The sequence below is a fragment of the Kitasatospora sp. NPDC092039 genome, assembly GCF_044756065.1.
Lineage (GTDB): Bacteria > Actinomycetota > Actinomycetes > Streptomycetales > Streptomycetaceae > Kitasatospora.
The window spans coordinates 1-21372 of sequence record NZ_JBIVSD010000031.1; the positions used below are offsets into that span (position 1 = coordinate 1).

Annotated in this window: 16 protein-coding genes; 12 read left to right on the forward strand and 4 right to left on the reverse strand. The window is 74.9% G+C overall.

What is annotated here, in order from left to right; genetic code table 11:
* Window positions 1-247: 247 nt before the first annotated feature.
* The 8 genes from ACIQI7_RS36535 (at window position 248) to ACIQI7_RS36570 (ending at window position 11519) form a co-directional block, all read left to right on the forward strand.
* Window positions 248-1657, forward strand: coding sequence for a histidine kinase (locus tag ACIQI7_RS36535; protein ID WP_401118537.1), 1410 nt, complete (start codon window positions 248-250; stop codon window positions 1655-1657).
* Window positions 1609-2274, forward strand: coding sequence for a LuxR C-terminal-related transcriptional regulator (locus ACIQI7_RS36540; RefSeq protein ID WP_387760233.1), 666 nt, complete (start codon window positions 1609-1611; stop codon window positions 2272-2274). Before ACIQI7_RS36535 ends, ACIQI7_RS36540 begins: the two co-directional genes overlap by 49 nt.
* Window positions 2275-2495: 221 nt before the next feature.
* Window positions 2496-4070, forward strand: a complete 1575-nt coding sequence (locus tag ACIQI7_RS36545; RefSeq protein ID WP_401118540.1) for a DUF2637 domain-containing protein — start codon at window positions 2496-2498, stop codon at window positions 4068-4070.
* Between the two features lie 136 nt (window positions 4071-4206).
* Complete coding sequence (locus tag ACIQI7_RS36550) at window positions 4207-5496, forward strand: DUF6986 family protein (protein ID WP_401118543.1); 1290 nt, start codon at window positions 4207-4209, stop codon at window positions 5494-5496.
* Between the two features lie 132 nt (window positions 5497-5628).
* On the forward strand, window positions 5629-6285 hold the full coding sequence (locus tag ACIQI7_RS36555) for a YigZ family protein (protein ID WP_401118545.1): 657 nt from the start codon (window positions 5629-5631) through the stop codon (window positions 6283-6285).
* Window positions 6286-6723: 438 nt separating this feature from the next.
* Window positions 6724-8601 carry a hypothetical protein gene (locus ACIQI7_RS36560; RefSeq protein WP_401118547.1) on the forward strand — a complete coding sequence of 626 codons (1878 nt, stop codon included), beginning with the start codon at window positions 6724-6726 and terminating at the stop codon, window positions 8599-8601.
* Window positions 8602-8715: 114 nt separating this feature from the next.
* Window positions 8716-10476, forward strand: a complete 1761-nt coding sequence (locus ACIQI7_RS36565; RefSeq protein ID WP_401118549.1) for a restriction endonuclease — start codon at window positions 8716-8718, stop codon at window positions 10474-10476.
* Between the two features lie 281 nt (window positions 10477-10757).
* Entirely contained in the window at window positions 10758-11519 is a 762-nt protein-coding gene (locus ACIQI7_RS36570; RefSeq protein WP_401118552.1) for a ZIP family metal transporter, read from the forward strand.
* Between the two features lie 126 nt (window positions 11520-11645).
* Here ACIQI7_RS36570 and ACIQI7_RS36575 read toward each other — a convergent pair whose 3' ends face one another.
* Entirely contained in the window at window positions 11646-12551 is a 906-nt protein-coding gene (locus tag ACIQI7_RS36575) for a LysR family transcriptional regulator (RefSeq protein ID WP_401118554.1), read from the reverse strand.
* Window positions 12552-12702: 151 nt separating this feature from the next.
* Between ACIQI7_RS36575 and ACIQI7_RS36580 the strand changes: the two genes are divergently transcribed.
* Window positions 12703-13644 carry an EamA family transporter gene (locus ACIQI7_RS36580; protein WP_401118640.1) on the forward strand — a complete coding sequence of 314 codons (942 nt, stop codon included), beginning with the start codon at window positions 12703-12705 and terminating at the stop codon, window positions 13642-13644.
* Here the strand turns inward: ACIQI7_RS36580 and ACIQI7_RS36585 are convergent.
* Window positions 13559-14107 (reverse strand): MarR family winged helix-turn-helix transcriptional regulator, encoded by a 549-nt coding sequence (locus tag ACIQI7_RS36585; protein ID WP_401118556.1) that lies wholly within the window; start codon window positions 14105-14107, stop codon window positions 13559-13561. The genes ACIQI7_RS36580 and ACIQI7_RS36585 overlap by 86 nt on opposite strands.
* 167 nt (window positions 14108-14274) lie before the next feature.
* Between ACIQI7_RS36585 and ACIQI7_RS36590 the strand changes: the two genes are divergently transcribed.
* Entirely contained in the window at window positions 14275-14607 is a 333-nt protein-coding gene (locus ACIQI7_RS36590; RefSeq protein ID WP_387760246.1) for a DUF2218 domain-containing protein, read from the forward strand.
* Here the strand turns inward: ACIQI7_RS36590 and ACIQI7_RS36595 are convergent.
* Together ACIQI7_RS36595 and gabT are read right to left on the reverse strand one after the other, a co-directional pair.
* Window positions 14580-15236: a phosphatase PAP2 family protein gene (locus tag ACIQI7_RS36595; RefSeq protein ID WP_401118642.1), complete on the reverse strand. Its 657-nt coding sequence runs from the start codon at window positions 15234-15236 to the stop codon at window positions 14580-14582. The genes ACIQI7_RS36590 and ACIQI7_RS36595 overlap by 28 nt on opposite strands.
* 486 nt (window positions 15237-15722) lie before the next feature.
* On the reverse strand, window positions 15723-17063 hold the full coding sequence (gene gabT / locus ACIQI7_RS36600; protein WP_401118560.1) for a 4-aminobutyrate--2-oxoglutarate transaminase: 1341 nt from the start codon (window positions 17061-17063) through the stop codon (window positions 15723-15725).
* Between the two features lie 241 nt (window positions 17064-17304).
* Here gabT and ACIQI7_RS36605 point away from each other — a divergent pair, with 241 nt between their 5' ends.
* Both ACIQI7_RS36605 and ACIQI7_RS36610 read left to right on the forward strand, forming a co-directional pair.
* Window positions 17305-19395 carry an ATP-binding protein gene (locus ACIQI7_RS36605; RefSeq protein WP_401118563.1) on the forward strand — a complete coding sequence of 697 codons (2091 nt, stop codon included), beginning with the start codon at window positions 17305-17307 and terminating at the stop codon, window positions 19393-19395.
* 164 nt (window positions 19396-19559) lie between these two features.
* Window positions 19560-21128 carry a PucR family transcriptional regulator gene (locus tag ACIQI7_RS36610; protein WP_387760253.1) on the forward strand — a complete coding sequence of 523 codons (1569 nt, stop codon included), beginning with the start codon at window positions 19560-19562 and terminating at the stop codon, window positions 21126-21128.
* The last annotated feature ends 244 nt before the right edge of the window (window positions 21129-21372 follow it).

Below are 21372 nucleotides of genomic sequence, written 5' to 3' on the forward strand. Positions count from 1 at the left end.
GGTACTGCAGGGGGGACCCTGTGGGAGAGTAGGACGCCGCCGAACAATCATTGCTGAAGAACCCCCATCCGGGACCCCGGATGGGGGTTCTTCGCATTTCCCGATCATCTCACTCGTGGGTGTCACTTCGTCCACCAGCAGGTGGTCCTAGGTCCACCCCGGAATTGGGGTGCCATGGCCAGTGTGGGTGCCGACTGGTTCGTGAACACTGATGGAGGACGATCGGTACCGGCATCAGGAGCTTCCCGTGACAACAGTGAGTCGTACGAGCGGCACGTCCGTACGTGCGCAGGCCCGGGCCGCGTTCGCGGCCGGCGGTGAGGGGCTGACCCGACTGGTCGTGGTGTTGCTGAGCGCGGTGCCGGGGTTCGCGCTGCCGGTGGCGGCCGCCGTCCTCTCGGGGGTGGTCGCGGCCCAGGTGCTCCAGAACTACTCCCCGGAGATCCTCGCCGCGCTGCTGGTTGCGGCGTTCGCCGGTTCCGTGGTGGCGGCGTTCCTCGTCCGCAGCGTGGCCGCCCGCACCCGCGGTCAGCTGGAGCGCTGGTTCGGCATACGGCTGCCGGCCGCGTACGAGCCGCGTCCGGAGCTGGAGTTGGACGGTCGTGGCCACTGGTGGACGGGCTACACCTACCACCGCTCGCGGACGGTGGCGAAGTACGCGCAGGTCGTCCACTGGGGGCTGCGGGACCGGACCACCCGCGCCGAGCTGCTGTGGCTGGTGGTGAACCCGTTCCTCGTGGTGGCCCTGGTCGGGCCGGTGGCCGTGCTGCTTGGGCTGGGTGTCGGCTACATCCTCGTGGGGCCGGTGCCGGCGGACGGGGTGGGGCCGCTGAACGGCCGGATGGTGTCCGTCCTGCTGAGCGCCGTGCTCGGGGCCGCCATGGTCGCCGTCGGCACGCTCGTGGCCCCGTTCGCGGTGCGGGTGTACGCGGAGGCGGCCCGCCGGGTGCTGGACCAGGACGGCCGGGCGACGCACGCCCAGCTGACCAGGCGGGTGGCCGAGTTGACCGAGACGCGGGCGGACGCGGCGGGCAACCAGGCGGCCGAGCTGCGGCGGATCGAGCGGGACCTGCACGACGGCGCCCAGGCGCGACTGGTCGCGATAGGGATGACGCTGGGCACCATCGAGCACCTGATGGACACCGACCAGGAGGCCGCGCGGGAGCTCCTCGCCGAGGCCCGCCAGTCCTCGGCCCGGGCCCTCCAGGAGCTGCGGGACCTGGTGCGCGGCATCCACCCGCCGGTGCTGGCCGAGCGCGGACTGGGCGACGCCGTCCGCGCCCTGGCACTGGACAGCGCGCTGCCGGCCGAGGTGTGCGTAAGCCTGCCGGACCGGCCGCCGGCCCCGGTGGAGGCCGCCGTGTACTTCAGCATCTGCGAGCTGCTGGCCAACGCGGCGAAGCACTCGGGGGCGGACCAGGTGTGGGTGGACATCCTGTACCGGGCCGGCTCCCTGCGGGTCACGGTGACGGACGACGGTGTGGGGGTGGCGGACCCTTCGCGAGGAACGGGGCTGCGCGGGATCGAGAAGCGATTGGGTACCTTCGACGGTGTCCTCTCCATCGACAGCACGTCGGGCGGACCCACCACCATCACCTTGGAGTTGCCGTGCGAGTTGTCCTCGCCGAGGACCTCTACCTCCTTCGCGAAGGCCTGATCCGGCTGCTGGAAGCGCACGGCTTCACCATCGCCGCGGCGGTGGAGACCGGTCCCGAACTGTTGGAGGCGCTGCTGACCCACCGCCCGGACGTGGCCGTGGTCGACGTCCGGCTGCCTCCGACGCTCACCGACGAGGGCCTGCAGGCCGCGCTCAAGGCCCGGCGGGAGATCCAGGGCCTGCCGGTGCTGGTGCTGTCGCAGCACGTCCAGCAGCTCTATGCGCGGGAGTTGCTGGCCGACGGCACCGGGGGGATCGGCTACCTGCTGAAGGACCGGGTGTTCAACGCCGGGCAGTTCATCGACGCGGTGCGGCGGGTCGCGGCGGGCGGCACCGCGATGGACCCGGACGTGATCGCCAAATTGATGCAGACCACCTCGCGCCGGCCCGGCCCGCTGCTCCGGCTGTCCCCGCGCGAGCGCGAGGTGCTGGAACTGATGGCCGAGGGCTGTTCCAACTCGGCGATCGCCGCCCGGCTCTCGGTGAGCGACGGTGCGGTGGCCAAGCACATCGCCAACATCTTCGGCAAGCTCGAACTCGCCCCCGACGAGGACGCCAACCGTCGGGTGCTGGCCGTACTGACCTACCTCAACGGCACGGCGGGGCAGACCCGCTGACGGCCCGGTCGGCCCCCGGTGCGGCTCCGCGCGGTGCCGGGGCCGGCGCCGGGCCCCCACACTGTGACACCCCAGGCTGTGGAAACGCTTAAACAGGTGTACGAGTAAACTCCGGTGGGCCGGGCCCGGCGGTTGCTCAGCCGTCCGGCGGCCCGACCAGCGGGACCCGGCAGCCGTGGCAGCGTACGGCAGCAGCCGACATCCAGGGGTTGATAGACGTAATGGCACGCCCAACGCTCACCAAGGCCCATCGGGGCCTGCTCGGCATGGTCGCGGCCGGTGCCTGCATCATCTCGGGCATCGGCTTCGCGGGTTCGTACAACGCGGTGCGCGAGCTGGCCGAGCAGAAGGGTTTCGGCGCCTTCTCCTACGCCTTCCCGATAGGCGTGGACGCAGGCATCGTGGTGCTCCTCGCACTCGACCTGGTGCTCACGTGGCTGCGGATCCCCTTCCCGATGCTGCGGCAGACCGCGTGGCTGCTGACCGTCGCCACCATCGCCTTCAACGCGGCCGCCTCCTGGGGCGATCCGCTCGGCATGGGGATGCACGCCGTCATCCCCGTGCTCTTCGTCGTCGTGGTGGAGGCCTCGCGGCACGCGGTCGGCCGGATCGCGGCGATCACGGCTGACCGGCACATGGAGTCGGTCCGGGTGATGCGCTGGATCCTCTCTCCGATACCGACCTTCCGGCTCTGGCGGCGGATGAAGCTCTGGGAGCTCCGCTCCTACGACGAGGTCATCCGACTCGAGCAGAACCGCCTGGTCTACCGGGCGCAGCTGCGCTTCCGGTACGGCCGTGGCTGGCGCCGTTCGGCGCCGATCCAGGCACTGCTGCCGCTCAAGCTCGCCAAGTTCGGCGTGCCGCTGGACCCGGCGCTGCTCGACCGGCTGGACGACGAGGGCCGTGAGCGCGAGGCCACGAAGGTCGAGGCAGTCGAGGCCGTCGCGGCCATCGAGCAGGATGCCCCGGAGCCGGAACTCCAGGAGGGTCGGGCCGCTGCGGCCATCGCCCCGGTCGAGGCGGACCCGGTCCAGCCGCCGCAGCCCCGGCCCGAGCCGCACCCCGAGATCGAGCCTGTGTCGGCCGCCGAGGCCCCGGTGCAGCCGCAACAGGTCCAGCCCGAGCAGTTCCAGCCCGAGCAGCCCCAGGCTCCGGCCACCGTCCCGCCGGTACCCGTCGAGGTGGCCGCACCGGTGCTGGCGAAGCTGGCCGCCGTGCGTCGGCGCGTCGAGGCCGAGCCGGAGGGCGAGCCCGTCGAGGGCCCGGTGCAGCGTGGAGACGAGGTCGACGTCTGGGCGGCCGGACAGACCCGCGTCGGCACCCAGCGACCCGACGCCGCCGCTCCCGTTCCGCCCCTGGGCCCTGAGGCTCCTGCCGTTCCTGCTCCTGCCCCCGCCCCTACTCCTACTCCTACTCCTGCTCCCGCGCCTGCCCCCGGCGCCGCCCCCGCCCCCGTCGGTCGGGCACCCCGCCCGACCTCGCCGTGGTTCAACGCCGTACCGGTGGCCGCGGAGCCGTCCTCGGAGCACCTGGAGCCGGTCGAGGAGCCCGTTCCCGGTGAGGTGTCCGACACCCGTCCGGGGCCGGCGCACCTCGACCTCGACCTCGCCTACGAGGCGCTGCTGTCGTACATGGACGCCCACAACCACCAGCCCGACGCCCAGCGGCTCGCCGACTGGCTGACCAGGAGGTACGGCGCCACCGGGAAGGGACCGGACGGTGCAGTCCACCCGAAGGAGGTCGCCGACCTCTACCCGGCGCTGAACGAGCGGTACGCCGACGCCGGGAGGGACTGACCGCGGGGGACCGACCGCGGGGCCGACCACAGCCGTCACCGTCCGGGCACCGGGCGGCCATTGACGCCCGATCCCGCCGGAGCTACCTTCGCCTCAACAAAATGTTGAAGCGATGGGTCGGCATGGAGGAGTGCGGATGACACGGGTCGGGGTCGACGGAAACGGGCCGACGAGCGGGGCCTCCTTCTCCTCCGCGGCCCGTGCCGCCGTGGAGGCGCTGCTCGCCCCAGTCGACGCCGAACTGACACGCCGTTACCCGGGCGAGCCCGGCACCAGGCAGCCGGTCCACACCGTCTACGTCCCGGCGGACGCCTTCGGCGCCGACACCGTGCGGGAGTGGGGCCGCCGGGCCCTGGAGGCCTTCGACCGCCACGCCGCCACCCCCGCCGAGCTGGCCCGCGCCCTCGGGGTCGCGGACGACGGACTGCTCGCCGACGTGCACGCCCGGGTCCGCGCCAAGCTGGAGCGCGAGCCGGTCGAGGACCTGCGGATCGACTTCGAGGACGGCTACGGCCCCCGCCCCGACTCCGAGGAGGACGCGGCCGCCGTCCGCGCCGCCGAGCTGGTCGCCGCGTCGGTGGCCGACGGCAGTGCCCCGCCGTACCTGGGCATCCGGATCAAGTGCCTGGAGGCGCCGGTCCGCGCCCGCGGCATCCGCACCCTGGAGCTGTTCCTGGCCACCCTGCTGGCCGGTGGCGGCCTGCCGGAGGGGCTGGTCCTGACCCTGCCCAAGGTGACGTACGCCGAGCAGGTCACCGCGCTGGTCCGGCTGCTGGAGGACTTCGAGGCGAGGGCCGGGCTGCCCGTCGGCCGGATCGGCTTCGAGATCCAGATCGAGACCACCCAGGCGATCCTGGGCCCGGACGGCCGGGCCACCGTCGCCCGGATGATCGAGGCCGCGGAGGGCCGCGCCACCGGCCTGCACTACGGCACCTTCGACTACAGCGCCGCCTGCGGCGTCGGCGCCGCCCACCAGAGCATGGACCACCCGGTCGCCGACCACGCCAAGGCGGTCATGCAGGTGGCCGCGGCCGGCACCGGGGTCCGGCTCTCCGACGGCTCGACCAACGTCGTCCCGACCGGCTCCACCGAGCAGGTGCACGCCGCCTGGAAGCTCCACCACGGCCTGGTCCGCCGCTCGCTGGCCCGCGCCTACTACCAGGGCTGGGACATGCACCCGGCGCACCTGCCGACCCGCTACGCCGCGGTCTACTCCTTCTACCGCGAGGGCCTGGCGGCCGCCGCCGCCCGGCTGGCGGCGTACGTCGCGAAGGCGGGCGGCGACGTGATGGACGAGCCGGCCACCGCCCGGGCGCTGAGCGGCTACCTGCTGCGCGGCCTGGACTGCGGCGCCGTCGACCTCGCCGAGGTCACCGCGCTGACCGGCCTGGACCGCGAGCGGCTGGAGGCCCTGGCCGGCCGCTGACCCGACCGCGGAGAGCCGTCGGCCCCGGCCGCTGACCCCTCCCGCCGCGCGCCAACTAGGCTGGCGGTGCCGCTCCGGTGTCCCGGGGCGTGCGCCGTCAGCCGTCGCCGCCCTCGGGAGGACCCCCGCGCCATGTCCGCCACGCCGGAGCCGACCGCCAGGCCGTACCTCACCATCCGGCGGGCCGGCAGCCACGAGATCGAGATCAAGAAGTCCCGGTTCATCTGCCACCTCGCCCGGGTCGCGGACGAGGAGGAGGCGCAGGCCTTCATCGCCGGCATCCGCAAGCAGTACTGGGACGCCCGGCACAACTGCACCGCCTTCGTGGTCGGCGACGAGCAGCACCGGGAGCGCTCCAGTGACGACGGGGAGCCCGGCGGCACGGCCGGGGTGCCGATGCTGGAGGTGCTGCGCCGGCGGGGGCTGACCGACACCGTCGCCGTGGTCACCCGGTACTTCGGCGGGATCAAGCTCGGCGCGGGCGGCCTGGTGCGGGCGTACGGGAACGCGGTGTCGGAGGCGGTGGACGAGATCGGCCTGCTGGAGCGCCGGCCGGTCGCGCTGCTGGCCGTGACGGTGGACCACGTGCGGGCCGGGCGGGTGGAGAACGACCTGCGGGCCGCCGGGTACGCGGTGAGCGACCTGGCCTACGAGGCCACCGGGGTGCGGATCGAGGTGGGCGTGCCGGAGCCGGAGGTGGCGGAGTTCCACACCTGGCTGGCCGAGGCGACCGGCGGAAGCGCGGTGGCGGTCCCGGCCGGCCGCACCTACGTCGAGGTGCCGGTCTGACCGCGGGGAAGGGTGGCGCCCGTGGGGCCAGCGGGTCGGACGGTCCGTCGGACGGCCCGTGACCGGCCGTTTCCCGTAGACCAGGCGCCGCGCCACGCGGAAGACCGCTTGAGCAGATTCACCCGAACGTAGTGTCGTGGCCCGGAGTTGGAACTTCCCCTCCGGGCCGTGGCGTTTCCTGGGCAAGGCTCCGGCAGAACCGGACGAAACCATCGATGGAGGACACAGGACCCGACCCCGCACCGCGGAGGCATGCGCATGACCTCAGACCGTTCGACCTCGAATCCCCAGTCCACGACGAATCCGACCGCGAACCGCCCGACCGCGAACCGCCCGGCTTCGAACCATCCGATCGCCAACCGTCCCGCCCCGAACCGCGTCCGCTCGCACGCCGCCGCCGACCTGCCCGGTGCCCGCGGTCCCGCGGCGCCCTACCGGATGACGGTCACCACGGCCCTGACACACGCCGAGGCCGTCGCCCTGGCCGACGAACAGCTGGCCTCCTGGCTGAAACAGGAGGGCTTCGAGGAGCCCCCGCCGGCCCGTCCCGCCCCCGCCGGGCGGAGCGCCGAACCGGCTCCCGGCACCGAGCGGCTGCGGCTGGGCGAGCGCGTCCTGCTCGACCGCGACCAGGGGCCGCTGCGCGGCGACCCGGACGTCGGCCGCTACGACCTGGACAGCGGCTGCGGCGCCCCGGACACGGGCCGCTACGACCGCCGCCGGCTGCGCACCCCGGCCCCGCACGGCACCCAGCAGCTCACCCTCACCGTGGCCACCGCCCCGGACGGCCCCACCTGGGTCCGGCTGGAAGCCGAGACCCACAGCACCGGCAGCGGCGTGCGGACCCCGTGCCGGGTGCCGGTCCCCGAACTCGCCCGCTCGCTCCTCCCGTTGCTCGACGCCACCGACGGCCCGGCCGCCGTCCACCTCGCACCCCGGGTGATCACGGCCGACGAGGTCGACGCCCTGATCGACGAGCTGTGCGACCCCGAGCGCAGGCTGCCCACCGTGGTGGCCAGCGTCCCGGTGAACCTCCCGCTCGACCACTGGGTGCAGGACGTGGTGGCCCCGCTGTGCCAGCAGCTGCCCGGCCTCGCCACCGCCTACGTGCTGGACCCCGGCGCCCGCACCTGGTTCAACGTCGCGCTGGAGTACCACACCGTCTACGGCGGGGCGGTGCGCACCTACCTCCCCGAGGTCGACCCGGCCTCCCGCCAGGACAGCGCCCGACATCCGGTGCTCGCCCGGGGCCGAATAGAAGAGGACCTGCGCCGCGCCGCCGGGCTGCTCGCCCGCGAGCCGCGCCGCCTGGCCGCGGAACAGCCGCTGCCGCCGCCGCTGGCGGCCGTCCCGGTGCTGCGCGTACCGCCGCCGCAGCTCCGCCGGACCGCGGAACAGGCCACGGCTCAGGCCATGGACCAGGCCACGGAACGGGCTGGGCAGCAGGCCGTGGAGCAGATCGTCGACCGGGCACCGGAGCAGGGCGTCGAGCGGACCGCCGAGCACGACGCGGAGCAGGCCGCGGAACGGACCACCGGCCGGGTAGCGGCGTGCCACGGCGACGAACTGGCCGCGCTGGCCCGCGAGGAGCAGCAGGACCGCGTCGAGCAGCAGGCCCGGGCCGACGAGCTGGAGCGGGTCCGGCACACCCTGCGCCTGGAGCGCCGCGAACACCGTGAGCGGGGGCAGGGCCGTGACGGCCGGGACATCCGGGACGGCCGCCTCCACTCCGGCACCCGCGCCCTGACCGGTCGGCACTGCGTCGCACCGGGCGGCGGGCCGGGCGCCGGGCCGCACTCGGCCGCCCAGCCCCACGACGACCGCGGCACGCCCGAGACCTTCACCGAACTCATGGCCAGACTGGGCGAGTTCCCCCTGGTGACCTTCACCGGTGACCAGAAGAGCGCGCTCGCCCTGGACGAGCTCCAGTGCGCCGGCGCGGGCTGGGCCAGGCTCGCCTGGGACGGGCTGACTGCCCTTCAGGAGTATGCCGAGGCGGCCGTGCGCGGTGCGGCCGGCGGGGACTTCAAGCAGTGGTGCGAGCGCACCCCCGAGGGCTGCCGCCGTTTCCCGCCCCGCAAGGCGGTCCGCGGGGAGTCCCGGACGGTGTTCAGCCACACCAAGTGGAAGCGCGAGCGGATGCTGCCGGTGCCGGAATGCGTCGACTCCTCCCGGCGCGCGTTCATGGGCGCGCACCTGCGGATCGGTGGCGGCCGCACCGCGCCCCGGCTGCACTACCTGGACGACTGCTCCGGCAGCGGCCGGATCTACGTCGGCTACATCGGTCTGCACCTGACCAACACCCGGACCAACTGAGCGGCTTGGCTGACCGCCGCGCCCGTTCGGGGGACAATGTCCGGCAGGGGCGGGTCCTCAGGCTCGCCGATCGCCCCGGGCAGGCGCCGGACGAGCATGGGGGAACGACGACCGATGCAGTACTCAGCAGACGGCCAGTCCGAGGGAACCGCCACCGTCCAGTTCCCCCGGCCGGGCTTCCTCGCCTCGGTCTTCCGCGACCTCGGCGCCGAGGAGGAGCGCGCGCCGGACAGCGCCGCCACCGGCCGCCCCGGTGGAGGCCCGGCCGGTGACGGCCCGTCCGGCGACGCTCCGACCAAGGGCGGCCCGGCCGGTGACGGTTCCGCCGCCCCGGGCCTCCCCGGCCCAGGACCCGCCTCCGGACCCGTCTCCGGCCCCGGTGAGGCCGAACCGAACGAGGCCGCCCCGGACGAGGCCGTGGCGGCGCACGCCCGGGCCGCCGCCCTGACCCACCACCGCACGCTCGCAGTGCGGGCCGAACACGACCGTTTGGCCGACCTGCTGCGGCGGGCCGCGCTGCCCGTCGCGGCCATGGACTTCGAGAGCCAGCTGCGCCACTACCAGCCCCGCCCCTACCCGGCCGACGGCTCCGACACGGCCGAGGAATCCGAGCCCCGCTGGGAGGACTTCGCGCCCGCCGAGCCGCCCGCGGCCGACCCGGCGAGCGGCCCGTCCCGTCGGCTGCTCGACTCCGGCTACCAGCGCGAGCTGGCGCAGGCCCGGCTCACCCACCAGCGCGCCCTGCGCGAGTGGCGCACCCGGCGGGCCGAGGCCGGCAGCCCGGCCGCCGACGAGTCCCGGCGCGCCCACGAGGCGGCCGAGGAGGCCCGGGCCCGCGCCGTGCGCGAGTACAACGAGAGCCTGGAGGAGTGCCGCCGGGCCTACCGGCTGGCCGAGCCGGCCGCCGTGGAGTCGCTGCTGGAACGGGCGCTGGCCGCCGCCGAGACGGCCACCCAGGACCTGCCCGCGCCCTGCCGGGCGGTCTTCCGTCCGCTCACCCGCACCGCCGTGCTGGACCTCGACCTGCCCCCGCTCGACCTGGTGCCCTCGCTCGCCGGCTACCGGCTCGCCCCGGACGGCGACATCATCCCGGTGCCGCGCCCGCCCGCGGACCGGGCCACCGACTACCTGCGGCTGGTCGCCCGGCTCGCCCTGCGCGCCCTGCAGGCCGCCGACGCCGTCGACACCGACGAGATACTCGCCGGCGTCGTGCTCAACGGCTGGCTGCGCGATCCCGCCGATCCCGCCGCCGAACCGCTCTGCCTGGTCAGCGTGGACGCCGACCGCGACGCCCTGGCCCGCACCCGGCTGCTGCCGCCGGGCACCCCGTACGAGGAGCGCGACGACGAGGGGGTCTACGCCGACGCCGAGCAGGACGAGGCGCTGGTGCGGCTGCGCGGGCTCGGCGCCGCCGTCACCCCGGACCCGTACGACCGGCCCGGGGTCCAGCCGGCCGCCCGGGCCGGGGCCACCGTCCCGGCCGCTTCCGACCTGTCCGCCAACGAGTTCGCCCAGCTGGTGCGGGACCTGCTTACCCGCGGCGGGATCGCGCGGTGGAGCGTCCGGCTGCGCGGCCCGGCCGGGCTGGTCGCCACCGGCGAGGGCGCACCGGGGACGGCGCTGCCCGGCCGCTGGGTGGTCTGGGCCTCCCGGGACGCCGCGTCGATCGGAGCCGAGCAGATCGAGACCCTGGCCGAGGCGGTCGGCGAGGAGTCGGCCGAGCGCGGCCTGCGGCTGACCACCGGCCGGTTCACCGAGGAGGTGCTGGACCTCACCGCCGGGGAGGGCCACCGGCACATCCACCTGATCGACGGCGACGGCGTCCGCGAACTCGCCCACACCCACCTCGGCCTGCCGCTCGCCACCGGCGGCTGACCCGCCCGCAGGCAGGCCGCGCCGACGGGCGGCCTCACTCCGACGGCCCAGCCGGCGGCCCGTCCGGCGGGCGCCCCGGTGGGCCGGGGCCGAGGCTGGGGGAACGGCTCCCGACCCGGTCCCGGCACCCCGGGTGACCACCGTCGAACGGGCGTCCGGTACGGTCGGCGATCGGCCCGGCCACGGGCGGATCCCAGGGGGAGAGGAATGGGCAGAGCGTTCGGCGGACCCTCCGACCAAGGCCCCGGCCACCCGGCCGGACCCGGGACGGAGCCGGTCCGATGACCGCGGTACTGGTCGCCGCCGCGGCGTTCCTGATGACCCTGGTCGGCGGTTTCGTCGCCCAGCGCACCCGCGACCGCCGCCACCTGGTGCTCGGCTTCGCCGCCGGACTGATGCTCGGCGTGGTCGCCTTCGACCTGCTGCCCGAGGCGATCCACCAGGCGCCGGGCGAGGTGCACGGCGTACCGCAGGCGCTGCTGATGTTCGCGGCCGGCTTCCTCACCATCCACGTGGTCGAGCGCGCGGTCGCCATCCACCGCGGCCACGAGGGCGAGTACGCCGCCCACTCCCACGGCCACCACGTGCACGACCACTCCGCCGGGCGCCAGGGCATCGGACTGACCGCCGCGCTGGCCCTGGTCGGGCACAGCGTGATGGACGGCTTCGCGATCGGCGCCGCCTTCCAGGCCGGCACCACGGTCGGCACGGTGGTGGCCATCGCGGTGGTCGCGCACGACTTCGCCGACGGCTTCAACACGTACACGATCACCCGGCTGTACGGGAACAACCGGCGGCGGGCGCTGACCCTGCTCGCCGCGGACGCGCTGGCCCCGGTGTCCGGTGCGGCGATCACCCTGGCGTTCACCATCTCCGAGCACCTGCTCGGCCTCTACCTGGGCTTCTTCTCCGGGTTCCTGCTCTACCTGGCGACCTCCGACATCCTCCCCGAGGCCCACAGCCCGCACCCCTCGCGCAGCACCCTGCTCTGCACTGTCGCCGGGGTCGGCTTCATGTGGCTGGTGATCGGCTTCGCCGGCTGAAGCCCATACCAGCCCGTAGAGCACTTGCGCGACGTCCGCGCGAGCCCTCGCGACGTCCGTACGATCCCTTGTGCCGTCGTACGAGACCCGACGACAAGCCCGTACGGGGGCCGGCAGGAGGCCCGCTCAGACCGGCAGCCGCCCCCAGCACTCCCGCATCGAGGCCAGCGCCTCGGTGATGGCCGGCCGCCGGGAGGCCTGGGAGCGCCAGAGCGCGAACACCCGGCGGCTCGGCTCCGGCGTCACCCGGCGGGCCGCCACCCCGGGCGGCAGCGGGCCCCGGCCGAGCCTCGGCACCAGGCCCATCCCCAGCCCGGCCGCGACCAGCGCGATCTGCGTCTCGAACTCCCCGACCTGGTAGCGCACGTCCGGCTCCTCGCCGGCCTCGCGCAGGGTGCGGACCAGCCAGTCGTGGCAGATGTTGCCGGGCGGCACGCTGATCCAGCGCTGCCCGCACAGCCGCTCCACCGGCACGGGGTCGAGCGCGGCCAGCCCGTCGTCGACGGGCAGCAGCAGGTCCACCGGGTCCGTGCCGAGGTCCATCCGGGAGACCCCCTCCTGGACCGGCAGCGGCACGGTCGGCCAGTCCTGCACCAGCGCCAGGTCCACCTCGCCCCGGGCCACCAGCTCGGCCGCCGGGTAGGGGTCGCGCTCCAGCAGCCGGACGTCCAGCTCCGGGCAGCGCCGCCGCAGGTCGGCCAGTGCCGCGGGCATCAGTCCACGGGCACCGGACGGGAACGCCGCCACCAGCAGCCGTCCGACGGCCTGGCCGCGCTGCTCCTCCAGCCGCACCTCGGCCTGCTCCACCAGCCCCAGCACGGTCTGCGCGGTGACGGCCAGCTCGCGCGCCGCGTCGGTCAGCACCACGCCCCGGCCCTGCCGCTCCAGCAGCACCGTCCGGGTCTCCCGCTCCAGCTTGGCGATCTGCTGCGAGACCGCCGACGGCGTGAAGCCGAGCGCGGCCGCCGCCCCGCCGACCGAACCGTGCACCGCCACCGCGTGCAGCGCGCGCAGGCGCCCCAGATCCATCATGCAGCGATCCTAAAGTGTCCTCTTCAGTATTCATCGCTGGTGCTACACGGTCCGGCGCCACCATGCTCGACCCATGACCGCGACAACCGCCGCCGCCCCGAGCGGCCAGCCCGGCACGGGCACCACGGGAAGCACAGGTGGCGGGGGCGGCATGAGCCCGCGCCACATCGCCCTGGCCGTCCTGGTGGCCGCCGTCTGGGGCCTCAACTTCGTCCTGATCCACGTCGGCCTGGACAGCTTCCCGCCGCTGCTCTTCTGCGCCCTGCGGTTCGCCGTCGTCGCGGTGCCGGCGGTCTTCTTCGTCGGCCCGCCCAGGGTGGCCTGGCGCTGGGTGGTGGCGGTCGGCGTGGTCCTCGGGGTGGTCAAGTTCGGGCTGCTCTTCCTCGGCATGCACGCCGGGATGCCGGCCGGACTCTCCTCCCTGGTGCTCCAGGGGCAGGCCGGCTTCACCGCGCTGTTCGCCGCCGTGCTGCTGCGCGAACGGCCCGGCGGGCAGCGGCTGGCGGGCCTGGCGGTCGCCTTCGCCGGCATCGCGCTGAGCGCCTGGGACCAGGGCGCCGGCGGACCGCTCGGGGCCTTCGCCCTCGTCGTCCTGGCCGCCGTCGCCTGGGGCCTGGCCAACGTGCTGACCCGCAGGGCCGCGCCGCCGGACGCGCTGCGCTGGATGGTCTGGGTCAGCGCCGTCCCGCCGCTGCCGCTGCTGGCCCTGTCCCTGCTGGTCGAGGGGCCGGAGGCGGACCTGCGCGCCCTGCGCGACATCACCCCGGCCGGACTGGGGGCGATCGGCTACGTCGGGCTGGTCTCCACCCTGCTCGGCTTCGTCGCCTGGAGCTTCCTGCTGCGCAGCTACGACGCGACCGCCGTCGCGCCCTACTCGCTGCTGGTCCCGGTGTTCGGGATGTCCTCGGCCTGGCTGCTGCTCGGCGAGCGGATCAGCCCGACGGCCGCGGCGGCCGCGCTGCTGGTGATCGCCGGGATCGGGATCACCGCGCTGCGCCCGGGGGCCGCTAGCGGCGCGGTGGCCCGGCTGCGAGGAAGCGGGCCTCGGCGGAGCGCAGCACCCGCAGCAGCACCTCCTCGTCGGCGGGGCTGACCTCGCCGAAGTACTCCTGCGCCACCTCGTCCCGGACCTGCCCGATCCGCTCCACCGCCGCCCGCCCGGCCTCGGTCAGCAGGATCCGCACCGCCCGCCGGTCGGCCGGGTCGGGGCTGCGCTCGACCAGGCCGGCCTCCTCCAGCGCGTCGACCACGGTGGTCGCCGAGCGCGGGGCGATGTGCAGCTTGTCGGCGAGGTCGCTCAGCCGCATCGCGTGGTCCGGCGTCTCGCAGCCGGGCACGTGGGCGAGCATGCGCAGCGCCCGGGCCTGGCCGGGGGTGATGCCGTACGGCTCCAGCCGCCAGCCGGTCTGACGGCGGATCCGCTTGATCGCCCTGGTCATCGCGTCGGCGAGTTCGGCGGCGGTGCCGGCGGTGCCGGGAGCGCCGGTGGTGCCCGGAGTGCCGGGCCGGGGGTCGGGGGAGGAGTCCGCCGGTTCGTCGGTCGGCGTGGTGGTCATCGGCGGTCTCCTCGGCTGGCGTCCGCCCAAGGGTAGCCGCCGGTCCGGGGCCCGCGGCCGACGGCGGAGGACGGTCGCGGAAATATGTTGAGCCTAGCTCAGCATCTGGGTTAGCGTTGCGCCTAGTGAGGGGACCCTAAGTTCCCCTCCCCGACCCTGGAGGGCCCATGCCCCGCTCCGAAGCCCGCGTCGCCACCGACCGCCCGGGCCGTTACGCCAAGCAGCTCACCGCCCACATGGGGCGCAAGATCGAGGCCGTCTACTCCGAGGAGACCGGCCGCGGCACGCTGGTCTTCGGCGCCGGCACCGCCACCCTGGAGGCGCAGCCGGACGCACTGCTGCTCACCGTCGAGGGCGAGCGCGAGAACCTGCCCGGCCTGGAGGACGTCGTCGGGCGCCACCTGGTCCGCTTCGGCGCCCGCGACGAACTCGTCATCGAGTGGCACCGCGACAACGGCGAGGCCGGCCTGGTTCACCGCAACGAGGACCCCGAGGCCTGACGCCTCCCGGCACCCGGCCGGGGCAGCCACCGGGCGAGCGACCACAGCACCAGGACGGCCAGGCACCAGCTCGCCACCACGTCCAGCAGCCAGTGGAAGTCGCTCCACACCAGCCCCGCGCCCACCCCGAGCGACAGCAGCGTCGCACCGGCCGCCAGTCCCCGGGCGGCGAGCGGCCCCGCCACCCGGGCCAGCAGCAGCGCCGCCACCCCGTACGCGACCGTCGCGGTCGCGGTGTGGCCGGAGGGGTACCAGCCCCACTGGCCCGCCGTCAGCGGCTCCCCGAGCGGCCCCGGCCGGGCGAACGCCGCCTTCGCCGGGACCACCAGCAGCGGGATCAGCCCCGCCGTCAGGGCCGCCACCGGCAACGGCAGCCACCAGCGGCCCGCCCCGGCCCGGCGTCCCCGCCAGGCGGCCAGCGCGCCGGCCAGCAGCAGCACCGGGACCGCCGGGACACCGCTGCCCAGGTCCGACAGGAGGTGGCCGAGGCGGTCGAGCAGCACGTTCGGGAAGTCCCGGTGGGCCGTGCGGACCGCCCGACGGACCCAGCGGTCCACGCCCAGCAGCGGCCCGTCCGCCGCGACCTGCCAGGACACCACCAGCAACAGCGCCGCCGCCGCCACCGGCACGGCCAACGACCGCGCCGCCCGGCCCAGGACGGCGAACAGCCGCCCCGGAGCAGGGGGGAGAGCTCCGGGGCGGCTCTGATGATCGCCGTTCCGCGCGTCCCGGGGGGTGTGGGGCGGACGGTCGGTCGATCGGCCTTCGGTGTGCGCCGGCCCTCCCGGGCCGGCCTGGTCGTCCTCGTGCGGCACCCGCGGAAGAGGCCCCGGAAGGGGCCCCGCGGACGGCCGCGCCAACGGCTGAGGCTCGCTGTCCATCTGTGATGACACTACGTCAACACCCCTCCCGCGCCGAGCGCCTCCAGCGATTCCGCACATCATCTTCACCCTGCGCCGGGCGACCCCCGGGGCACCCCGACGACCACGCCCGGACCGCCCGCACGGCGGGCCCGGAAACCGAACGGCCCGTGCGGACCAGAGGTCCCCACGGGCCGTTCAGCGCTGTCCGGACAACCCTCCGGAGGGGGATCACCGCCTGACGGGCGACACCGCTCAGAGGGCGGCGAACGCGCCCTCCAGGATGTCCAGGCCCTCGTTCAGCAGGTGCTCCGGCATGACCAGCGGCGGCAGGAAGCGCAGCACGTTGCCGTAGGTGCCGGCGGTCAGCACGACCAGGCCCTCCGCGTGGCACGCCTTGGCGATGGCCGCGGTGGCCTCCGCGTTCGGCTCCTTGCCGCCCGGCAGCACCAGCTCGATGGCGATCATCGCGCCGCGGCCGCGGACCTCACCGATGATCTCGTACTTCTCCTGCATCGCCCGCAGGCGGCCCAGCATGATCTCGCCGATCCGCTGCGCCTTGCCGTTGAGGTCCTGCTCCTTCATGGTCTCGATGGCGCCCAGCGCGGCGGCGCAGGCCACCGGGTTGCCGCCGTAGGTGCCGCCCAGGCCGCCGGTCTGCGCGGCGTCCATGATCTCGGCGCGGCCGGTCAGCGCCGACAGCGGCAGGCCGCCCGCGATGCCCTTGGCGGTGGTGATCAGGTCCGGGACGATGCCCTCGTCCTCGCACGCGAACCACTGGCCGGTGCGGCAGAAACCGGTCTGGATCTCGTCCGCGACGAACACGATGCCGTTCGCCTTCGCGAACTCCACGATCGCCGGCAGGAAGCCCTTGGCCGGCTCGATGAAGCCGCCCTCGCCCTGGATCGGCTCGATGATGATCGCGGCGACGTTCTCCGCGCCGATCTGCTTGTTGATGGCGTCGATCGCCTGGGCGGCGGCCTCGGTGGCGGCGTTCTCCGCACCGGTCAGCCAGCGGTACGGGTAGGCGACCGGCACCCGGTAGACCTCGGGGGCGAACGGACCGAAGCCCTGCTTGTACGGCATGTTCTTCGCCGTCAGCGCCAGGGTCAGGTTGGTGCGGCCGTGGTAGCCGTGGTCGAACACCACGACGGCCTGGCGCTTGGTGTAGGCGCGGGCGATCTTCACCGCGTTCTCGACGGCCTCGGAGCCCGAGTTGAACAGCGCGGTGCGCTTCTCGTGGTCACCCGGGGTCAGCTCGTTCAGCTGCTCGGCGACGGCCACGTAACCCTCGTACGGGGTCACCATGAAACAGGTGTGGGTGAAGTTGGCCAGCTGCTCGGTCGTCCGGGCCACCACGGCCTCGGCGCTGTTGCCGACGTTGGTCACGGCGATGCCGGAGCCGAAGTCGATCAGCGAGTTGCCGTCCACGTCCTCCAGCACGCCACCGTTGGCACGGGACACGTACACCGGCAGGGTGGTGCCGACACCGGCCGCCACCGCACCCAGCTTGCGGGCGTGCAGCTCCTGCGACTTCGGACCGGGGATCGCGGTGACCAGGCGGCGCTCCTGCGGGAGCGGCGTTGCGGCGCTCATGGGGTTTCTCCAGACTTCTCGGCTCGGTGCTTCGCAGGCTACGGCCGCCCTCCCCACCCGGGCACGCGCCACTCGGTAGCAGTGCGCCGCCCGACTTGTCCGGCACGGCCAGCGCGGGCGGTACGACTACCCGCAGGCCACGCTCCACTACCCTGAGCGCGGGCGTGTCGCCGGTACGGCGGCATGGGTATGGCGGCACCGACGGCGGTCGGGCCGGGCGGGCGAGGGAGCGGGGCCGTACATGGCACACGACGGGGCACACCACCACGGCGAGCGCACCACCACCAGACCCCCGACGGCGGTGCCCCCCCAACGCCCCGGCGCGGGTACCCCCGCCTTCGACCTCGTGGCCTGGGCCTGCGCCCCGCGCCCGGACGCCGACCCGGGCATCTACCGGCTCGGCTACCGCCGCATCGACCCGGAGCGGGCGGAGGCGGCCAAGGTCGCGACCTGGCCGCTGCTGCTGCGGGCGGGGCTGAACGCGGTGGTGGCGTGGTTCGCCTATTTGTACGGCACCCAACTCCTGACATACGTCCTGGTGTGGTTTGGCACCCAGACGGGCATCGGCCCACTCGCCTCGCCCTCCGAGTCCGAGGCCATGTTCACGCTCCTGGTGGCCAACATCCTGGTGATCGCCGTGGTCATCAAGGTCTTCGGCCGGATGGGCCGCTGGCCCGAGGTGTGGCGCCGTTACGTCGCGCCGCTGGTGTCGCGCACGGTGACGCAGGAGCGGCCCGCCGAGGAGGACGTCCCGGGGGTGGCCGAGGCCGCGCGGGGGCAGGACCCGTGGGCCGGGCTGCGCCAGGGCGGCGCGGCCGAAGCCGCGGCCCGGCTGGACGGCGAGGTCGTGGGCGACGTCGACTACGTGCGGATCCGGCGCGCCTGGGAGTCCGCCCAGGCGGACCCGGTGTTCGTGCCCGCCTTCGCCGAGCAGGTGGCCACCCGCGGCGCGGCGGCCTTCGCCCACCCGTCCGAGGCGCGTGAGCTGCCCGATCGCGCCGAGCGGCACGATCTGCTGCTGGGTCAGGTCAGGCTCGGCACCGCGCAGGACGTCCCGAAGAACCCGCTGGGCCATCGGGCGGCCGGTTTCGCGCTGGACCCGGCCGTGCTGGGCACCTCGCTGCTCGCGGTGGGCCCCGCCGGGACGGGGAAGACGGTGCGGCTGGCCCGGCCGGTGGCCGAGGCGTTGTGCCTGCAGGCGCTGTCCGGCACCGCCTGCGCGGTGGTGGTCGGGGCGGCGGACGCCGATCTCGGTCCGGACTCCTGGTACGACGTGGTGATCGCGCCCGGCGACCCTTCCTCGCTGTACGGGCTGGACCTCTACGGCGCCGCGCGGGACCCGGACGAGGCGGCCGCCCGGCTGGCCGAGGCGCTGCTGCCGGACGAGCTGACCGCCCGCGCCGAGCACGCCCGTACCGCGCTGCAGCAGGTGGTGGGCCCCTTCCACGCGGCGTACGGCCGCTACCCGGGGGTGCGGGAGCTGCGGGCGCTGCTGGCCGGTGATGCGGACGTGCTGGCCGCCGTGGTGAAGGCGCTCGGCGCGGCCAGCCGGCTGGCCGTCCACGAACGGGACCTGGAGCACCGGGAGCGGCAGCGCGACCGGGCGGACGACCCCGGGGCGCTGCTGGCGGACCGGCTGGCGCTGCTGGAGCGGCCCGCCTTCGACGGGGCCTTCGCGACCGACGGCACCGGTCGGCCCCCGTTCGCGATGCGGGTGCTGGACCACCCGCTTCGCGTGCGGGTGAAGTTGCCCGAGCGGAGCCACCCGGAGGCGGCGCGGATGCTGTCCCGCCTGGTGGTGGGGCAGTTCGTGCAGGCGGCCGGCGCCCGCGAGGACCGTTCGCTGTTCGCCGGCCTGGTGGTGGACGACGCCTCGGCGGCGCTGGACGCCACCGCGGTGCGCGGCCTGCAGCGGATGCGCGGGGCGAACGCGGGCGCGGTGCTGCTGCTGCGCACGCTGGTGGACCTGCCGGAGGCGCTGCGGGCGCCGCTGTTCGGCGCGGTCGGCTGCCGGATGGCGTTCCCGGGGATCGCGCCGTGGGACGGCAAGCTGTTCTCGGAGGCGTGGGGGACGCACCTGGTGCAGGAGACCGCGGTCACCCACACCCCCGACACCTCCGGTGGCGTGATCCGGCGGGCCGGGCGGGTCGGGCGGAAGGCGTTGTCGGGGACGACGGCGCAGACGGAGTCGGTGACGACGCGGGACGTGGAGCGCTTGCGGTGGTCGCCGTCGGATCTGGCGCACGCGTTGCCGGCGGGGCACGCGGTGGTGTCGTTGACGGCGGTGTCGGGGGAGCAGGTGCCGCCGCTGCTGGTGGATCTCAGGGACTGAGGGCGGGCTGACGGCGGGGCCGCCGGGAAGTCGCCTTCGAGGTGGATTCGGCAGTGCGGGTTGTCCGGAGCGTCCATAATGAAGGGGAGAGACCCTCACCAGTCCCACGTCCCTCTCCTCGCCCGGCCGCAACGGCGCGGTCAGGTCGATCCTCCGAAGGTGCCATGCCCCCCACACTCGCCTCCGTCGTCCGCAACACGTCGCTCCATCTGACGGTCCTCGCCGGTGCGGACCACCTGGAGCGGCCGGTCCGCTGGGTGCACACCAGTGAGCTGGACGACCCGACGCCGTTCCTGGAGGGTGGTGAGCTGCTGCTCACCACCGGTATCAAGCTGGGCCGTACGGCGGCGCAGCTGCAGGCGTACGTGCACCGGTTGGCCGACGCGGGGGTGGTCGGGCTGGGGCTCGGGGTGGGGCTGTCGCACACCGAGGTGCCGCAGCCGCTGGTGGACGCGGCGGCGCAGCGCGGGCTGCCGCTGCTGCGGGTGCCGGAGCCGACGCCGTTCATCGCGATCAGCAAGGTGGTGTCGGCGGCGCTGGCCGCGGAGCAGTACGAGGCGGTGACGACCAGCTTCGAGGCGCAGGAGGAGCTGACCCGGGCGGCGCTCGGCAAGGACGGCACGACGGCGGTGGTGCGCCGGCTGGCGGCCCGGCTGGGGGGATGGGCGGCGCTGTACGACGGGTCGGGCGCGCTGTCGGTGGTGGCTCCGGACTGGGCGGCGCGCCGGGCGGGGCGGCTGGCGGCGGAGGTGGACCGGCTGCGTCGGCGGCCGGCGCCGTCGAGCGCGGCGCTGCAGGGGCGCGCGCCGGGGATAGACACGGCGGACGAGGACTACGTGGTGGTCCAGTCGCTGGGGGCGGACCGGCGGGCCCGGGGCTTCCTGGCGGTCGGGACCGAGGACCGGATCACGCCGACCGAGCGGTACGTGCTGAACGCGGCGGTGGCGCTGCTGACCCTCACCCTGGAGCGTTCGCGGGAGCTGCGGCAGGCCGAGGAGCGGATGGGCGCGGCGCTGCTGCGGATGGTGCTGGCGGGTGAGGTGGCGACGGCCCGGCAGGTGGCGGTGGGGCTGTTCGGGGGTCTGCCGGAGGGGACGATACGGGTTCTGGTGGCCGGGGCCGGGCCGGCCTCCGCGGATGCCGCGGAGGCGCTCGGGGAGCTGGGCGACCGGGCCGAGCAGGCGGGTTCGCGGGTGGGCGAGAAGCTGCTGGTGGCGCGGGAGGACGGTGCGCACGGGCCGCGGCTGATGGTGCTGGCGCTGGACAACGGCGCGGTGCACCGGGCCTGTCTGGGGGCGGTGGAGGAGCACGAGGGCCTGTCGTTGGGCGTCTCGGCGCCGGCCGCGCTGGAGGACGCCGGGACGGCGCACGCGCAGGCCGAGCGGGCGCTGGCGGTGGCGCTGCGCGGTGGCCGCCGTTCGGTGGACCACGAGGAGGTCGGCGCGGGGTCGCTGCTGCCGCTGCTCGGCGAGGACGCGGTGACGGCCTTCGCGGAGGGGCTGCTGCGGCCGTTGCGGGAGCACGACCGGACGGCCCGCGGGGACCTGGTGGCCTCGCTGCGGGCGTGGCTGTCCCGGCACGGCCAGTGGGACGCGGCGGCGGCCGACCTGGGCGTGCACCGGCACACGCTGCGCTACCGGATGCGCCGGGTCGAGGAGTTGCTGGGCCGCTCGCTGGACGACACGGACGTGCGGATGGAGCTGTGGCTGGCGCTCCGTTCCGGCGAGGAGTGAGGCCTCGGCGAGGACAGAGGACAGGTGCGCTCCGGCGAGGAGCGAGGCTCCCGGGAGGAGGGTGAGGCCCCGGGAGGCTCAGGGCGCAGTCGGGAAGCGGCGCCCCGGGGGCGGCTCCCGTAGGACGCGGTGGAGTGGCCTCGGGGGCGAACGCTCCTAGTCGGCCAATCCGGTCCGCGCACCGCCCCGCCTACCCTCAAATCCGGGTCCCACGTCCGTGGGCCGTAGGACAGACGAGGAGAGG

Coding starts and splice junctions, on each gene's coding strand:
- ACIQI7_RS36555 (WP_401118545.1), top strand. CDS start 5,629: ATGTCCGCCACGCCGGAGCCGACCGCCAGGCCGTACCTCACCATCCGG.
- ACIQI7_RS36560 (WP_401118547.1), top strand. CDS start 6,724: ATGACGGTCACCACGGCCCTGACACACGCCGAGGCCGTCGCCCTGGCC.
- ACIQI7_RS36585 (WP_401118556.1), bottom strand. CDS start 14,107: ATGACCACCACGCCGACCGACGAACCGGCGGACTCCTCCCCCGACCCC.
- gabT (WP_401118560.1), bottom strand. CDS start 17,063: ATGAGCGCCGCAACGCCGCTCCCGCAGGAGCGCCGCCTGGTCACCGCG.
- ACIQI7_RS36545 (WP_401118540.1), top strand. CDS start 2,496: ATGGCACGCCCAACGCTCACCAAGGCCCATCGGGGCCTGCTCGGCATG.
- ACIQI7_RS36550 (WP_401118543.1), top strand. CDS start 4,207: ATGACACGGGTCGGGGTCGACGGAAACGGGCCGACGAGCGGGGCCTCC.
- ACIQI7_RS36590 (WP_387760246.1), top strand. CDS start 14,275: ATGCCCCGCTCCGAAGCCCGCGTCGCCACCGACCGCCCGGGCCGTTAC.
- ACIQI7_RS36610 (WP_387760253.1), top strand. CDS start 19,560: ATGCCCCCCACACTCGCCTCCGTCGTCCGCAACACGTCGCTCCATCTG.
- ACIQI7_RS36605 (WP_401118563.1), top strand. CDS start 17,305: ATGGCACACGACGGGGCACACCACCACGGCGAGCGCACCACCACCAGA.
- ACIQI7_RS36580 (WP_401118640.1), top strand. CDS start 12,703: ATGAGCCCGCGCCACATCGCCCTGGCCGTCCTGGTGGCCGCCGTCTGG.
- ACIQI7_RS36565 (WP_401118549.1), top strand. CDS start 8,716: ATGCAGTACTCAGCAGACGGCCAGTCCGAGGGAACCGCCACCGTCCAG.
- ACIQI7_RS36570 (WP_401118552.1), top strand. CDS start 10,758: ATGACCGCGGTACTGGTCGCCGCCGCGGCGTTCCTGATGACCCTGGTC.
- ACIQI7_RS36575 (WP_401118554.1), bottom strand. CDS start 12,551: ATGATGGATCTGGGGCGCCTGCGCGCGCTGCACGCGGTGGCGGTGCAC.